Origin of the sequence: Solwaraspora sp. WMMA2080 (assembly GCF_027497395.1) — a bacterium.
Taxonomy (GTDB): domain Bacteria; phylum Actinomycetota; class Actinomycetes; order Mycobacteriales; family Micromonosporaceae; genus Micromonospora_E.
The window spans coordinates 4,018,165-4,032,912 of the sequence record NZ_CP114910.1; the positions used below are offsets into that span (position 1 = coordinate 4,018,165).

Here is a 14,748-nt window from a genome sequence, read left to right on the forward strand (position 1 = left end):
GGACCCCGGAAAGACGGGTACGGCCCGGCGGACCAGTCGAGGTCTGCCGGGCCGTACCGTTTCTCGGTGCTGCCTTCAGTGCCGAACTGGGCGGCTCACATCCGGGCGCACTGCCCGGACACCGGGCCCTGCACCGTGTTCACCCGGTCCTCGTCAACCGGCATCGGGCTGTTGCCCTGGCAGTGCAGCGGGCCGCGGATCGTGTTCCCCGCGACGACCACTGGCAACTCGTCGTGCTTGTTGTTGACCAGCCGGACCGGACCGGAGATGTCAGCGCCGTCCAGCCGCAGACCGCCGTCACCACCGGTCACCTCCAGCGGGCCCCGGATGGTCACCCCGGTCAGGGTCACCGCCCCGGTCGCCCGCAGCAGGGCCAGCGGCCCGGAGACGCTCGTACCGGTGAAGCTGACCGCCGTCGGACGGTTCGCGGTGAGCGGACCGTTGATCGCACCGTCGGTGGCGATCAGCGTCGCACCGGGACGGACCGTGACCGGACCGTTGACCGTCGCCGACTCCAGGCAGTAGGTCATCTCCGCCTTGACGATCAGTCCACCGTCGTGCGTGCCGGTGACCGTCACGTCACAGGTCGGCTCGGGCTGGCCGATCGCCGACCGCGACTCGGTGTCCGCAGTGATCGGCGAGTTCTCGGCGAAGTACGCCACCAGCATGGTCAGGTCGTTGTCACCGGTGGTCGAGGTGTCCGTGCCGTCGGCCAGGGTGGTGAAGTTGTCGCCACCTGCGGCCAGGAACGAGTTGACCGTGACCCGGTAGGTCCCGGTCGGCGACACCGGCTGACCGTTGAGGGTCATCGAGGTGATCCGCTCGCCCTGCGGCAACGTCGGGTCGTACGTGTAGAAGAAGCCCTCCGACACGCCGAGCCACAGCAGCGGACGCGACGCCCCGGCCGGCTGCCACTGCTCCTCCAGCACCTGCTTGACCTGAGCACCCGTGTAGGTCCGGGTGACCATGTCGTTGGCGAACGGCTGGGTCGAGAACGCCTCCGCGAAGGTGATCACGCCGTCCTCGCCGTACAGCAGGTCGGCCCGCAGCCCGCCCGGGTTCATGAAGGCGATCTGCGCACCACCCCGACCCGGCTCCCGGGTTCCGGCGAGCTGCACGTCGGCGATGAAGTTGCCGAGCACCGACTCCTTGCCCCGGTCCTCGTTGCCGTTGGTGTACGCCCGGGTGATGTCGGCGGTGATCGAGCCCAGTGGCTGCTGGCCGAGCACCTCGGCGTTGGCCTTCGCCGCCGCCACGATGTCGGCGACCTCCTGGTTGACCGGCGCGCCGACCACGTCGACGATCTCGACCGTGTCCGTCTCGACCGTCCCCGCCTCGACGTCGACCTGCAGCACGATCCGGCCGAGCTTCTTGCCGTAGTCCTCGGCCTGCAGCACCGGCCGGGTCTCGTCGGTGCCGGGCACCGGCACCTCGAAGGCGTACGGCTGGTGGGTGTGCCCGCTGAAGATGACGTCGATCTCCGGAACGGTCCGGGTGTACGGCCCGAACACCGGGTCGCTCATCAGCGCCTCGGGCGAGTCGATGTTCTCGGTGGCCGCGCCCTCGTGGGTGAGCAGCACCACCACGTCCGCCTCGCCGTTGCTCTCGTCGCCGTCCTTGAGCTGGGTGGCGACCAGGTCGGCCTCGGCCGCCGCCGGGCGGAAGGTGATCCCGGCGATACCGTCCGGGCTGACCATCACCGCGGTCTGTTCGGTGACCACCCCGATGTAGCCGACCCGGATCCCGCCGATCTCCTGCACGTGGTACGCCGGCAGCGCCCGCTCGTCATCGCGGTACACGTTGGCGCCGAGCTGCGGGAAGTCCGAACGCGGGATCACCCGGTCGGTCAGATCCGCCATGCCCTTGTCGAACTCGTGGTTGCCGACCGCGGTCACGTCGAGACGGGCGGCGTTGAGCACGTCGAGGGTCGGGTTGTCGTCGTCGATCGCCGAAACGAACGTGGACGCGCCGATGTTGTCACCGGCCGAGACGAACACCGTGTTCGGGTTGGTCGCCCGGTACTGGTCGACCAGCCCGGCCACCTGGGCCGCACCGCCGACCGGCTGACCGTCGACCGTACCGACGGATTCGAGCCGGCCGTGGAAGTCGTTGATCCCCAGCAGCTGCAGCTCGACCGGCCCGTCGGCACCGGTGTCCAGCCCGATGACCATCGGGTTGTGGTCGCTGGCCCGGAACGGGCCCGGGTCGAAGAAGGTCGGGAAGCCGTTGTACTGGAAGGCGTACGACTCGACCGCGTTGATCTGCCAGACGTCGGCCCCGGTGACCCGGGCGGCCAGCGACGGCGAGGCCAGCGCGTGGTCCAGCGAACCCGACTCACCGGCGAACACGTAGGTGCTACGTCCGGTGTCGTTCAGGTTGACGTAGTCAGCGTCGTAGAGGGCCCGCATCGGGTCCTCCTGGGTGTACGAGTTGAAGTCGCCCAGCAGCAGTACGTCGTCGCTGCCACTGTCGGCCACCAGATCGTCGACGAAGTCGGCCAGCGCGGCGGCCTGCCGGGTCCGGTCACCGTTGTACGCACCCTGCCCGTCACCGGTGTCGACGTTGTCGCCGGTCGGCGGCGTCGAGGTGCTCTTGGACTTGAAGTGGTTCGCCACCACGGTGAAGGTCAGCTCGTCGGCGGTGAACGTCTGCGCGATCGGCTCCCGCGCGTTGAACCAGACGCTCTCGTCGTCGACCGACCGGGACGGCCCGACCGGGGTCACTGCGGCCGGCTTGAAGATGATCGCGTTGCTGATGAAGTCCTGCTGGGCGGCGCCCGGCAGGTCCGCCGGGGAGCGGACGTAGTCCCAGGTCCCGGCACCGTCGGCGGCGTTCAGCGCGCCGACCAGCCGGATGAGTGCCTTCTCCGGCTCGGCCGGTGCGAAACGCACCGAATTCTCGATCTCCTGCAGGCCGACCACGTGCGCGTCCAGCGCGGTGATCGCCGCGACGATCTTCGCCTCCTGCTTGGCCAGCGCGGCCTCGTCGGCCGCACCACGCGCGTCCCCACCGAAGTGGACGAAATAGTTCAGCACGTTGAAGCTGGCCACCCGGATGTCGCCACCGACCGGAGCCGGGGCGGCGGTACGCGGGTTCGTCACCTTGAACGTGGTCCGCTCGCTGGCCGGGGTGTCCGCACCGACCGGCAGGGTCGGTTGCAGCCGCCACTCGTCGAAGCCGTACGACAGCACACTCGGCCCGAACGCCTCGACCGAGTCACCGACCCGCAGCGGCTGGTCCGGCGAGACGTACGGCGGGGCGATGCCGGCGTCGGCCAGGTTGGTGGTGCGGCCGTCGTCGACCAGGATCCGGTTGAGCCGGTTGTCGGCGGCGATCTGCTCGGCCTGGGCGCTGCCCGGCTGCGCCACGTCGGTCGGGATGACCGCCGGGGCGTCACCGGCGGTCAGCACGACCTCGCCGTACCGGTTGGTGTTGTAGACCTCGGCGACGGCGAAGTCACCGACCGGGGCCACCAGCATCGACTCGACGGACTCCCGGTCGCCGGCGGCCAGCGGCAGGGTCAGCGCGACCGGGGTGGGCAGGGGATTGTCCCGGTCGCAGATCTGCACGTCGGTCCGCGCGCCGATGCTCACCTGGGTCAGTCCGAAGTACTCACCGGCGTTGCCGGTGACCCGCACCCGGTCACCGATCGCGACCCCCGGGTGGTTGGCCGGGTTGCTGGTCAGGTAGACGAAGACGCCGTCGCTGGCGGTGCCGGCGGCAACCGTACGGGACCCGCCGGTGCCGGCGGTCTGCAGGTGGAGGCCGTTGTAGCCGCCGACACGGTGGTCGGCGACGACGATGCCCTCGACGGTCACCTCGGTGCCGGCCAGCGGCGTGCTGTCACCGGTGCCCTGCACCTGGGCGATGTCGTGCGTCACCGTGACGTCGCAGCCCAGCTCGGGGTCGGGGTCCGGGTCGACACCACCGGTGCCGTTACGGACGCCGAAGGTGTTCGCCGCCGGCTGCCGCCAGTCGCCGTCGACCTTCTGCAACGAGTGCCCGACCGGGGTGTCGGAGGCCTCCGCGACACCGATGTCGACACTGGTCGTGCCGTCGGCGGGGCCGCCGGCCGCGGTCAGGGTGCCTTCGTAGCTGAGGAACTCGACGACGGCTCCGGCCGGGTCGACCAGGGCCACCCCGTCCGGGGACCCGTTCTGGATGCCGTTGGCGGGGTATTCGGCGACGACCACGCCGGCAGCGGTGACGGTGCCCGCCAGGGTACTGGTGTCGTAGACGGTGCCGTTGCTTCCGTTGTAGAGGACGATCTGCCAGCCGGTCAGGTCGAATTCGGCCGGGGCCTCGATCTCGATCGCCTCGCCGGTGTCGGTGCCGGCGTTGTCGTAGTGAATCTCGCTGATGAACGGGTCACCGGCGGCCGGTGCGGCCATGGCGGCGGCACTGCCGGGCACGCTCAGCGCGCCGGCCCCCACGACCGCGGTGATGATTTTCCAGGTGGCTATGCGTCTGTGCTGGCGCATGTAGGCGTTCCTCCGGTCAGAGGGTGAGTTCAGTAAATCTAGGAGACGCGGGTTTCGAAGCACAGACGGGTCGGTGGTGACCTGTTAAACATTCGGGTCCCGTTACCCCTTCGTGACAAGGGACGGTTCGGCGACACCCCAGTTCAGGACATCGATCGTTCATCTCGACGTCGCCAGCAGGTCACACACACGTTCGCGGGCGGTCCCGGTCCGCTGCATACCGTCCCGGTGCCGGCGACGCCGTCCAGCCCGGACCGCTGGCAGAACCGGTCCGCACGCCGCGCACGATACGGCACCGGACCGGACAGCCCGCTTCCGACCGAGCGAGGATCGACATGTCAATCGACCATGACAGCCACGTCCGTTCCGATCCGGACGACATCAGCTCGAACCCTTCCGGCAACCGTCCGTTCCGTGAGGTGCTCGCCGCCCGCGCCGGCCGCCGCGACATCGTCCGCAACGGTACGGTGATCGCCGCCGCGGCCTTCCTCGGCGCGGCCGGCGGCGCACTCGGCACCGACGCGCCGGCCAGCGCCGGCGGCCACGGGCACGGCCACGGCAAGGGCAGGCCCGGCCGGCGTGGCCTGCTCGGCTTCGACCCGGTCCTGCCCAACACCGACGACGCCATCACCGTCCCGCCGGGCTACACCGCCGACGTGCTCATCCCATGGGGCACCCCGCTGCACAGCCGGGGCCCGGCCTGGCGCAAGGACGCCACGAACACCGCCGCCGAACAGGCCGAGCAGGTGGGCAGCCACCACGACGGCATGCACTTCTTCCCGCTGGGTCGCGGCCCGCTGGGCAGCCGCCGCGGCCTGCTGGTGCTCAACCACGAGTACGTCGACCGGACCCTGCTCTACCCCGACGGCGACGCGGAGATGACCCGGGACAAGGTTGACAAGGCGCTCGCCGGTCACGGGGTCAGCGTCGTGGAGGTGGAGCTGTCGCGGGGCCGGTGGCGCAACGTCGACTCGCGGTTCAACCGTCGGGTCACCGGCACCACGCCGGTCGCCTTCTCCGGCCCGGTGTCCGGCCGGCACCCGGCGCTGCGCTCGAACAACCCACCGATGGGTACGTTGAACAACTGCTCGCACGGGGCCACCCCGTGGGGCACCTACGTGGCCTGTGAGGAGAACTGGAACGGCTACTTCGGCACCGAGGACCCGCAGTGGTCGCCGACGCCGGAGCAGGCCCGGTACGGGGTCAACGCCGCCGGGTTCGGCTACCGCTGGCACCTGGCCGACCCGCGCTTCGACGTGGCGCGCAACCCCAACGAGCTGAACCGCTTCGGGTGGCTGGTGGAAATCGACCCGATGAACCCCCGCTCGACCCCGGTGAAGCGGACCGCCCTCGGTCGGTTCAAGCACGAAGGTGCCACCTTCTGGGAGTCGCGCGGTCGGGTCGTCGTCTACAGCGGCGACGACCAGGACGGTGACTACCTCTACAAGTTCGTCGGCGACGGTCCGTGGCGGATGCAGCGGGCGTTGGGCCGCAGCCCGCTGGACCACGGCACGCTCTACGTCGCCCGGTTCGACGACGACGGCAAGGGCGTCTGGCTGCCACTGAAGCACGGCAAGGGGCCGTTGACCAGGGCGAACGGTTGGCACGACCAGGCCGATGTGCTGCTGCGTACCCGGGAGGCGGCCGACGCGGTCGGCGCCACCCCGCTGGACCGTCCGGAGTGGGTGGCGGTCAATCCGAAGAACAACGACGTCTACCTGACCCTGACCAACGGCACCGGCTGGCCCGGTGCGGTCAACCCGCGTACCCCGAACCCGTACGGGCACATCGTCCGGTGGCGCGAGCGCGGCCGCGACAACACCGCGACCAGCTTCGAGTGGGACGTGTTCATGCTGGCCGGTGACCCGACGTACGACCCGCAGGTGCAGCTCGACGAGACGAACATCTTCGGCTCGCCGGACGGGATCTGGTTCGACGGCGACGGGCGGCTGTGGATCCAGACCGACGTGTCGAACTCGACGCAGAACCGCGCGGACCGGGGCCACGACAATATCGGCAACAACGCGATGCTGGCCGCCGACCCGCGTACCGGGGAGGTCCGGCGGTTCCTGGTCGGCCCACGCGGCGCGGAGATCACCGGGGTGGTCACCACCCCGGACCAGCGAACCATGTTCATCAACGTGCAGCATCCGGGTGAGTCCACGACGTACTGGGGCAGTCCGACGCCGGAGGACCCGCGAGCGGTGAGCAACTGGCCCGACTTCGACCCGGCCGGCCGACCCCGGTCGGCGACGGTGGTCATCCGCAAGGCCGATGGCGGCGTCATCGGTACCTGACCGCCCGCTGTCCACCCCTGCTCATCATCCGAGCCCGACGTACGGGCTCCGGGAGCCGCGGCCGATCTCGCCGACCGGTCGCGGCTCCCGTCGTATCCCGCCAAGGCATCTTCTCTCGACGATATCGGAGCCCAGACATGCGTACCCGAAGAAGTCCGGCGGTGCTGGTCACCACCGCCGCCACCGCAGCCGTCCTCTGCGCCACCGTCGCGCTGACCGTTGTGGCCCCCGGCGGCGCGGCGGCCGGTCCTCGCGATGACAGGCCCGGCTGGCCCGGATCCGCCGTTTTCGACCGCACCGCGACGTACCCTGTGTTCCACAACCGACCAGCCGGTGAGGACCCGACCGCCGAGACCGTCGCGGAGATCTCCACGGTCAGCCCGGACGGCCGGACGATGATCTACACCGACGCCGCCGGGCGGCGGGTCGGCTTCCTCGACATCACCGACCCACGGAACCCCCGCGGTCTCGGCACCCTCTCGCTGGCCACGCTCGGCAACGCCGAGGACGAACCGACCTCGGTCGCGGTGGTCGACCGGTACGTGCTGATCGTCGTCAACACCAGTGCCAGCTACACCACTCCCTCCGGCCGACTCGACGTGGTCGACCTGGCCACCCGTACCAGGGTGCGCAGCATCCCACTCGGCGGGCAGCCCGACGCCATCGAGGTCAGCGACAACGGCCGCTACGCGGCGATCGCGATCGAGAACGAACGGGACGAGGACGCCACCCCGCTCGGCGGCGACGAAGGCGACCTGCCGCAGCCGCCGGCCGGGTTCCTGCAGATCGTCGACCTGACCGGGCGCCACCCGGCAACCTGGTCGACCCGTACGGTGTCGCTGACCGCCGCCGACGGCAGCGCGCTGCCCGGTCTGGCCACCGCCGGGCTGGACACCCCGGCCGATCCGGAGCCGGAGTACGTGTCGATCAACGGTCGTGACCAGGTCGCGGTGACCCTGCAGGAGAACAACGGCGTGGTCCTGGTCGACCTGCGCAGCGGGCGGATCACCAAGGCGTTCGGCGCCGGGACCGCCACGGTGACCGGTATCGACACCGCCGACGACGGGGTGATCGACCTGACTGGCACGATCACCGACCTGCCCCGGGAACCGGACGCGGTGGCCTGGATCGACGACCGCTACCTGGCGACCGCGAACGAAGGGGACTGGAAGGGCGGCACCCGGGGCTGGTCGATCTTCGACAGCCGGACCGGCCGGGTGGTCTGGGACGCCGGCAACTCCTTTGAACACCTGGCGGTTCGCCACGGGCTGCACAACGACAACCGAGCCGACAACAAGGGCGCCGAGCCGGAGGGCATCGCGGTCGCCACGTTCGGCCGCACCCGGTACGCATTCGTCGGCTCCGAACGGAGCAACTTCGTCGCCGTCTACGACCTGACCAGGCCGACCAGGCCGGTGCTGCGTCAGGTGCTGGCGACGACCAACGGTCCGGAGGGGCTACTGCCGATCCCGTCCCGCGGGTTGCTCGCGGTCTCCAGCGAGGTCGACGACGCCGAGGCCGGAGTACGCGCTGCGGTAAACCTGTACCGGCTGGGTGCGGACACCCCGTCGTTCCCGACGCTGGTGTCTCAGACCAGCGGACGGGGCCCCGACCGGGCACCGATCGGCTGGGGCGGGCTCGGCGCGCTCACTGCCGTCCCCGGCGAGCGACACCAACTGTTCGCGGCAAGCGACGCCCTCTACTCGCCGACCCGGATCTACACCATCGACACCCGGCACAGCCCGGCGCGCATCGTCGACGATCTGGTGGTCCGCGACGCGTCCGGGAAGCCGGCCGGCTACGACGCCGAAGGCCTGTTCGCCCGGCCGCAGGGCGGGTTCTGGCTGGTCTCGGAGGGAGCGACCGGTGCCGCCAACCAGCTGGTCCGGCTGGACCGGTCGGGGGTGACCCGACAGGTCGTGTCGCTGCCCGACGAGGTGGCCGCCGGGCTCGGCAGCCAAGGGCTGGAGGGGGTGACCGCGCTCACCGACCGGCGAGGCCGGGAGCAGGTGTGGGTGGTGTTGCAGCGGGGCGTGGCCAGCGATCCGGCCGGGGTGGTCCGGCTCGGTCGTTACGACGTACCCGGCGGCACCTGGGCCTGGTTCGGATACCGGCTGGAGAGCACCGATGTCGCCGGCGACTGGATCGGCCTGTCCGAGATCGCCTCGATCGGCGACGGCCGGCTCGCGGTGATCGAGCGGGACAAGCTCAGCGGGCCGGCCGCCCGGATCAAGCGGATCTACACGGTCGACCTACCGACCGGCGACCCGGCACCGGGTCTGCTGCCGGTGCTGCCGAAGCGGCTCGCGTACGACGTGCTGCCCGATCTGCAGGCCGGCAACGGGTGGACGCAGGAGAAGCTGGAAGGGCTCACCGTCGGCGGGGACCGGCAGGTCTACATAATCACCGACAACGACGGAGCCCAGGACGCCACCGGCGAGACGGTGTTCCTCCGGCTCGGCTCGGCCGATCGGGTGTTCGGTCGGGGTCGACGCTAGCCCGGCCCCGGGGTCGCGGGCGTGGCCAGCTGCGGTCACGCCCGCGCCACCGGGTCGGTCTGTCGGCTCAGTCCAGGTCGCGCAGAATCTGGTGGAGCAGGTCCTGGGTACGAGCGGGCGGGTCGGCCTCGACGCAGAGCCGCTCCATCGCGGCGGCGTAATGGTCGACGTCCTCCCGCTTGTCCAGGTAGATCGCGCTGGTCAGTTGCTCGATGTAGATGATGTCGGGCAGGTCCTGGTCGGCGAAGCGCAGGATGGTGAAGGCTCCGCCGGCGGCGGCGTGCCCGCCGGCGTCGAACGGCACGACCTGCAGCCGTACGTTCGGTAGCTTGGTCGCCTCGATCAGGGCGTTGATCTGCTCGCGCATCACGGCGGGACCACCGATCGGCCGGCGCAGCACCGCCTCGTCGATCACCGCCCACAGATTCGGTGGCTGTGGCCGATGGAGCAGCTCCTGACGCTCCATCCGCAGCTCGACCCGGCGTTCCACTTCGTCGGCTGGGGCCCGTCCGTGTCCGAGTAGGACCACCGCGCGGGCGTAGTCGCGGGTCTGCAGCAGGCCGGGTACGAACTGGACCTCGTAGCTGCGGATCATCTTCGCGTCCGCTTCCAGCCCCAGGTAGGACTGGAACCAACTGGGCAGGATGTCGCCGTACCGGTGCCACCAGCCGGGCGTGTTCGCCTGCCGGGCGAGCCCGAGCAGCGCTGTGCGTTCCCGTGAGTCGGTCACTCCGTAGAGGGTGAGCAGGTCGGTGACGTCGCGTTCCTTGAAGCCGACCCGGCCGAGCTCCATCCGGCTGATCTTCGATTCGGAGGCGCGGATGTGCCAGCCGGCCGCCTCCCGGCTCACTCCCTGGCTCTCCCGGAGCCGCCGCAGCTGCGCGCCGAGCAGCATCCGCAGCACGGTCGGCCCGGTCGCCGATCCGCCATCTGGCTGGGCCGTCATCGTCACCCACCGACCTCCGGACACCGTCACGTCGTATGGCAGCTACTCTTGGCGAGTAAGCATGCCATGACCTGAGGGTGATCCCTAAGGCCCCGTCGATACCGGTCCGACCAGTGGACACCGCCGTGCGGTGCGGACGGTCGTCACCAGCAGAGTCCGGACGGGCCCCACGGTGCAGGCCACCGGCCGGATCGATGCTAGCGAATCAGGTCGTCGAAGTCACCGTCCCGGGCGCCGAGGATGAACGCCTCGATCTCCGCACGGGTGTAGATCAGCGCCGGACCGTCCGGGTAGCGGGAGTTACGCAGAGCGATCCCGCTGCCACCGGGCAGCCGGGCAAGCTCGACGCAGTTCCCGCTGGGGTTGCTGCGGCCGCTCTTACGCCAGGCGAGGGTCGGCAGGTCGGTACTTGGAACGTCACTATCCGGCTTATGCATACATAAAATCCAAATCGGACATTGTCGCAACAGACGTAGGACTCCAGGGGCGGCCGCGCCTCGTCGCGGAAGGGTCAAATGCACGTGCATCTGCTCTTGCGCCTGCAAGGTGTTGCGAGCATGATAGCGCACGTGAACTTGTATCCGGCGGTTTACCCATCGTGATGAATAATCGGACATTCGACGACATCACCCCCGATAAGACCAGGGGCGGCGTAGACAACGATGCACGCAGAGTCACCACTTTGCGGGCCGGTCAGCTGCCTCCGGAGTCATCCGACGGCAGCAGCCACGAGACACACCGCGCGCAGCGAGACAGGAGGGCGATGAGCATGCCGGCTCCCATCCTCAACCCCAACCAACGCGATCCCCGGGACGTCTACCCGACCGACCGCTACCAGCCGTCCGACCCGGTCTGGGTCTACCGCGGCGGCACCTGGTGCGCCGGGATCGTCGAGACCGCCTCGGCCGGCGCGGCGACCGTCACCTACCGGCCGACCGGCTCGCGTGGCACCGGAGTGGACACCATCACCGCGCCGTACGTGCTGCCACGGGCCGAGACCGACCCGATGCTGGACCGGGTGCACCGTTGACGGTCGCCCGCCAGCCGGAGGGGACCGACGACCACCCCGCCGGTCACCAGACTCAATATCGCGCCGCTGACGTGCACAAAGTCACCACTCAGTAGGCGAAAAACTACACAGGGATTGACAGCCATCACAGCAGCCGCGAGAATTTCCCAGAATTCTTGATCACCGGCGGCGCGGTGAATAGGCCACTCCGTCGGCGCGGTATTGCGACACCGTACCCATGCCCGGAAGCCACCAGAAGGGCTGCCCTGTGTCTGATGGCGCACTGTGTCTACCCTATCCGGAGTTACTGCCGACCAACCGGCACCGACTCCGCGCGGCAACCGCCGACGGCCCCCAAACCTCGGCCCCGGAGCCGCTCGACAACGCGATGTCGGGCGGCCCGGCCGACCCGGCCTCCGTCGACTACCAGGAGCATGACCGCTACTTCCAGATCCGCCGTACCCGTCACAGGCCGGAATCAGCGTTTCTCCACGCCTTGGCAATAGCGCATCTGGCGGTTCGGGAGAACGTCCACAAAAATGGGCTTTCGCAGCTCAGCGACGGCTATGTCGCCCAGCTCTGGCTCGGGCTGGAAAGCCTGTACCGGTACGCGGGCCACGACGTCGGCAACCAGCCGATCGGCGTTCTGGACAAGCCCGTCCAACGCCCGCCGCACCCGCAGTCGAACGGGACGGACCCGGGTGACTCCGACGCCGCCGCCGACCGGTGGCTGATCGGTCACCAGTTCTTCTTCACCCTGATGCAGGGGGCGATCACCGGGCTGAACTGCTTCCTCGGTGCCAGCGCCGACGGCGACGAGGCCGAGGCACGAGCCGCGCTGCGGGTCGCCACGGCGTTCATGCGCAGCTCGGCGGCCGCCTTCCGGTTCACCTCGGACTTCTCGCCGGTCGACTACGAGCGACTGATCCGTCCGGCGATGGCACCGCCAGCGGTGCGGGCCGGCTTCAGTGGACTGCAGACCCGCGACCACGCCCACCTCATGGCGCTGTTCACCGAGGTCCGCGCGATGCGATCCAAGATCGGCCCGGCCCGGTTGGGTAGCGCCTTCGACGAGTTCGTCGAAGGCACCGTCGAGGCGTACGAGGCGCACCAACTGATCTGCGCCCGGTTCGGCGGCGACGTGCTGCCCAGCCTCCGGATGGCCGCCCGGTCGGCGGGGCGCAGCACGTCTCCGGGGGTGCAGGTGGTACGGCAGATGATGCGGGCCCGGCTGTTCGCGCTGCACGGCAGCCACCGGGACCGAACCGACAGAGGCGGGACACCCGGTGGGCCCGAAGACGGCGGGACGCCGGACACCGGCCTGGGTGGCCACGGAGACGAAACGCCCGACGCGGACGCCGACGGCCACGTCGACCAGCCGGCCGGTGATGACCGGTGATGAACGAACGTACCCAGGTCGGCGTCATCGGCGCCGGACCGGCCGGGATGCTGCTGGCAGTGCTGCTACGCCGGGCCGGGGTGGACTGTGTGGTGCTGGAGCGTCGGGACCGCGAGTACGTCGCCAACCGCGCCCGGGGCGCCACCGTGGAGGATCGGGTGGTCGACCTGCTTCGCCGGCACGACCTGGCCGGCGGACTGCTGCGGACCGGTGCGGTCGAGGACGCGGTCGAGTTCCGGCTCGGCGGGCGGCGCTACCCGGTCCACTACGAGCCGCTGGCCAACGGCCGCAGCCACTACATCTACCCGCAGCAGTTCCTGGTCCGCGATCTGGTCGACACCTACCTCGCCGACGGCGGTGACCTGCGGTTCGAGACTGCGGCGGAGGCGATCGACGACCTGACTGGGCAGCCCCGCATCCGGCTCGCCGACGGCCGCGAGCTGCACTGCGACGTGGTGGCCGGCTGCGACGGCGAGTACGGCGTCGCCCGGCGGGCAGTCCCCGCCGGGGCGCTGCGCTGCGCCGACTACCAGTACGACTACGCCTGGCTGTCGGTGCTCGCCGAAGCCCCGCCGTCCAGCGACTGCGTGATCAACGCCCTGCACGAGTCCGGGGCTTGCGTGCACGTCCGCCGGACGCCGACGGTGAGCCGGTTCTACCTGCAATGCGGGCGGGACGAGACCCGGGCGGACTGGCCGGACGAGCGGATCTGGAAGGAGGTCCGGATCCGGCTGGCCCTGGACGAACCGTGGACGCTGCACACCGGGCCGGTCACCGACACCGGCACCGTCCGGATGCGCAGCCTGGTCTGCGATCCGATGCGGTACGGGTCACTGTTCCTCGCCGGCGACGCCGCGCACATCGTGCCACCGGTCGGTGGCAAGGGCTTCAACCTGGCCCTGGCCGACGCGGAGGAGCTGGCACTGGGGCTGATCGAGCGGTTCACCACCGGCGACCACCGCCGGTCGGACGCCTACTCGCAGCACCGGCTGGCCCGCATCTGGCGCGCCCAGGAGTTCGTGCACTGGATGATGGACCTGGTCAACACCCCCGGGTACGGCACGGCCGACGCGGCGTTCCTGCACCGGGTGCAGGCGGCGCGGCTGACCCGGCTGGTCGACTCACCGGCCTACCTGGCCGCGTTCCTGGAGGACTACGTCGGGTGGTGGTGACTGAGGACGTTGGTCGCCCGCCACGTCGCACCGGTGCCGAAGACCAGCTTCTGCCCCGGGCCGACATGGCACGGGCCGGCCAGCGGGCTGTACGACTCGCTGGTCCACAGCGGCACTCCGGCGTACCGCAGCTGCTGGGTCCAGATCACCCCGGTCAGTCGCCCGGCGGCGGTCGCGGTGAGCCGCACCTGGTCGGGGAACCCGTCGAACGACGACGCCTGGTAGTCCACCGTCACCCAGTCCTCGGCGGCGGTGAGCAGCCGTACGTCCCTTCGCGGGAAGCGCAGCGCGCCGGACCGGGTCGGCGACCGCCAGGCCGGGGCAACCCCCTTGGCCGGACGGGCGGCACGCATCGCGACACCGTCACGGACCGCGTCCAGCAGTGGCTGGAAATCCCAGCCGTACGCCCCCTGCAGCGCCTCGGTGGCCTGGGCCAGATCGGTCAGCTCGGTCGGCAGGTCCCAGTCCAGCCGCTCGCAGCCGGTGGCCAGGTAGCGTACCTCGCCGGGCAGCACCCGACAGTCGGCCGTGCCGAACCGGCGACGCAGCTCGACGACCAGCCGGGAGCGCTCCTCGTCCAGCAACGGGTTATTGGTGTGGATCATGCCCAGGAGTACGTCGAACCGGCCACCGAGATCCTCCGGGTCGAGATCGGCGAGGTCGGACTCGACGAAGGTGATCCGGTCGGCGACCCCGTTGTGCCGGGCGATCTGCTCGGCCATGCCGACGTGGTGCCGGTCGACCGCGACCACCTCGGCGGCGCCCGCGTCGGCGGCGACCAGCGCCAGCAGTCCGCTGCCGGTGCCGGCGTCGAGCACCCGGTCACCGGGTCGCACCGCGCTGCGGACCGCGCGCTGCACGTTGTGTCCGCGGTCGATGCTCAGTAGCAGTCGCAGGTGCAGCTCCGGAGTGAACGGGATGTCCGTCGGCCCAGCCATCGATGAAC

Annotated in this window: 9 protein-coding genes; 5 read left to right on the forward strand and 4 right to left on the reverse strand. The window is 70.3% G+C overall.

Features of this window, described 5'->3' with window-relative positions:
• Positions 1-95: 95 nt before the first annotated feature.
• Entirely contained in the window at positions 96-4,481 is a 4,386-nt protein-coding gene (locus O7543_RS18370; protein ID WP_281552716.1) for an ExeM/NucH family extracellular endonuclease, read from the reverse strand.
• Positions 4,482-4,816: 335 nt separating this feature from the next.
• Here O7543_RS18370 and O7543_RS18375 point away from each other — a divergent pair, with 335 nt between their 5' ends.
• The gene (locus tag O7543_RS18375; protein WP_281552715.1) at positions 4,817-6,778 is read left to right on the forward strand and encodes a PhoX family phosphatase; all 1,962 of its coding nucleotides are present in this window, start codon (positions 4,817-4,819) and stop codon (positions 6,776-6,778) included.
• A 137-nt stretch (positions 6,779-6,915) separates the two neighbouring features.
• Positions 6,916-9,276, forward strand: coding sequence for an esterase-like activity of phytase family protein (locus O7543_RS18380; RefSeq protein ID WP_281552714.1), 2,361 nt, complete (start codon positions 6,916-6,918; stop codon positions 9,274-9,276).
• A gap of 67 nt (positions 9,277-9,343) precedes the next feature.
• On the opposite strand, the gene O7543_RS18385 is transcribed toward O7543_RS18380, so the two are convergent.
• Both O7543_RS18385 and O7543_RS18390 read right to left on the reverse strand, forming a co-directional pair.
• Positions 9,344-10,171 carry a helix-turn-helix transcriptional regulator gene (locus tag O7543_RS18385; RefSeq protein ID WP_281555790.1) on the reverse strand — a complete coding sequence of 276 codons (828 nt, stop codon included), beginning with the start codon at positions 10,169-10,171 and terminating at the stop codon, positions 9,344-9,346.
• 248 nt (positions 10,172-10,419) lie between these two features.
• Positions 10,420-10,659, reverse strand: coding sequence for a DUF397 domain-containing protein (locus tag O7543_RS18390; RefSeq protein ID WP_278172180.1), 240 nt, complete (start codon positions 10,657-10,659; stop codon positions 10,420-10,422).
• 332 nt (positions 10,660-10,991) lie between these two features.
• On the opposite strand from O7543_RS18390, the gene O7543_RS18395 reads away from it, so the two are divergent.
• The 3 genes from O7543_RS18395 (at position 10,992) to O7543_RS18405 (ending at position 13,802) form a co-directional block, all read left to right on the forward strand.
• Positions 10,992-11,252, forward strand: coding sequence for a hypothetical protein (locus O7543_RS18395; RefSeq protein WP_281552713.1), 261 nt, complete (start codon positions 10,992-10,994; stop codon positions 11,250-11,252).
• A gap of 475 nt (positions 11,253-11,727) precedes the next feature.
• Complete coding sequence (locus tag O7543_RS18400; RefSeq protein WP_281552712.1) at positions 11,728-12,630, forward strand: hypothetical protein; 903 nt, start codon at positions 11,728-11,730, stop codon at positions 12,628-12,630.
• Positions 12,630-13,802 (forward strand): 4-hydroxybenzoate 3-monooxygenase, encoded by a 1,173-nt coding sequence (locus O7543_RS18405; RefSeq protein ID WP_281552711.1) that lies wholly within the window; start codon positions 12,630-12,632, stop codon positions 13,800-13,802. Before O7543_RS18400 ends, O7543_RS18405 begins: the two co-directional genes overlap by 1 nt.
• Here the strand turns inward: O7543_RS18405 and O7543_RS18410 are convergent.
• Positions 13,784-14,740, reverse strand: coding sequence for a class I SAM-dependent methyltransferase (locus O7543_RS18410; RefSeq protein WP_281552710.1), 957 nt, complete (start codon positions 14,738-14,740; stop codon positions 13,784-13,786). The two genes, O7543_RS18405 and O7543_RS18410, sit on opposite strands and share 19 nt — an antisense overlap.
• Positions 14,741-14,748 lie beyond the last annotated feature (8 nt).

Coding starts and splice junctions, on each gene's coding strand:
- O7543_RS18370 (WP_281552716.1), bottom strand. CDS start 4,481: ATGCGCCAGCACAGACGCATAGCCACCTGGAAAATCATCACCGCGGTC.
- O7543_RS18375 (WP_281552715.1), top strand. CDS start 4,817: ATGTCAATCGACCATGACAGCCACGTCCGTTCCGATCCGGACGACATC.
- O7543_RS18380 (WP_281552714.1), top strand. CDS start 6,916: ATGCGTACCCGAAGAAGTCCGGCGGTGCTGGTCACCACCGCCGCCACC.
- O7543_RS18385 (WP_281555790.1), bottom strand. CDS start 10,171: ATGCTGCTCGGCGCGCAGCTGCGGCGGCTCCGGGAGAGCCAGGGAGTG.
- O7543_RS18390 (WP_278172180.1), bottom strand. CDS start 10,659: ATGCATAAGCCGGATAGTGACGTTCCAAGTACCGACCTGCCGACCCTC.
- O7543_RS18395 (WP_281552713.1), top strand. CDS start 10,992: ATGCCGGCTCCCATCCTCAACCCCAACCAACGCGATCCCCGGGACGTC.
- O7543_RS18405 (WP_281552711.1), top strand. CDS start 12,630: ATGAACGAACGTACCCAGGTCGGCGTCATCGGCGCCGGACCGGCCGGG.
- O7543_RS18410 (WP_281552710.1), bottom strand. CDS start 14,740: ATGGCTGGGCCGACGGACATCCCGTTCACTCCGGAGCTGCACCTGCGA.